The sequence below is a fragment of the Protofrankia sp. CiP1_Cm_nod3 genome (genome assembly GCF_982290655.1).
Map to the genome: position 1 here is coordinate 6,148 of NZ_CEVIVD010000160.1, position 1,233 is coordinate 7,380.

A 1,233-nucleotide genomic window follows, 5' to 3' on the forward strand; every position below is an offset into this window, starting at 1 on the left:
AATGATCATCTAAGATAAAGTGAGGATCAACGTCTCACCGCCTCTGGAAAATTTGGACCGGTTTCGGGATTCCCTTGTCCGAGGACGCGCTCTGGCTGCACCATCAGTGCGGCCCGTAACATGTCTGCGCTCTGCCGCGCCGGCACGCCCACGACCGCTGATGATTCAGGTTCCGGACCACGACCCCACGATCCACGGTGGACATGATGGCGAGCACGATCAAGAGCCCGATCAGGAGCAGCAGCCCGCTGCGCGGCCACACCCGCGACCGTCCCGGCCACTCCCTGGAGGTGGCCTACCGGCGAGCCCGGGAACAGCAGGCGCAGATGCGCCGCGAGCGGCTTGCCTACACCGTGCCCCGGGCCGCGCTACGGGCCTTCCCCATCGCGGTGGTGTTCGCGGTGCTGGCCGTCTCGGGCCTGCGGCTGCCGGTGTCCGTCGCGGTGGCAGCGTACCTGGTGGTCCAGCTCGGCTGGCCGCTGGTGGTGATCGGCCGTTCGTTCGATCCGGTGCCCGAGATCGAGGCGCTGCGTGAAGGCGCCGAATCCGAGCGCAAGACGGCACGTATCGTCAACAGGCTGCGCCGGTACGGCTACGTGGTGATGCACGACCGTCGGGTGGCCCACTCCGAGGCGAGTATCGGACACCTGCTGGTCGGGCCGGGCGGCGTCATGGTGATGAAAAGCGACGCCTCCCCCGGGACGGTCCGCTACTCCAAGGACGGCGCGAAGGTCGACGGGCAGTCCCTGAAGAAGCCGCTCGACCTGACCAGATGGCTCGGGGAAGAGGTGCGCAACCAGATCCGCGACGCCCTGCCGATGGTCAAAGTCCCGGTCCGACCAATTCTGATCATGGCCGAGGCGGGCGTCCTGTGGAGCGACGGGGCGATCGACGGGGTGACCCTGATCAGCCTGAAGGACCTCGTCTCCTACATCCGGGGGCGGCCGGACCGGCTCAACCCGGCCGAGGTGACGAAGGTGGTCGCCGTCGCCCAGCGCCTGTTCCCGCCCGCCACGGCCAACCAGCTCGCCGATCACGTCACCCTGGACCGCGACCAGTGGCTGGCCCTGATGGACGCGCTGCGCACCATCCTGGAGCGCGGCGGGGACGCGACCGACATGCTCGACCGGCTCACCCGGATCGAGAACGAGCTCGCCCGGTCCGGCGAGCCGGGCGGGCGCTCCGGCATCCCGGGAGCGCGCACCGGCGACAGCGGCGACGCTGACAGCGACG

1 protein-coding gene is annotated in these 1,233 nt (G+C 69.0%); it reads left to right on the top strand.

The annotated features are described in order from the left end of the window. Positions 1-206: 206 nt before the first annotated feature. Positions 207-1,233, top strand: a 1,027-nt coding sequence (locus AC5LUJ_RS20910) for a nuclease-related domain-containing protein (protein WP_493465573.1), incomplete at its 3' end; no start/stop codon positions are given.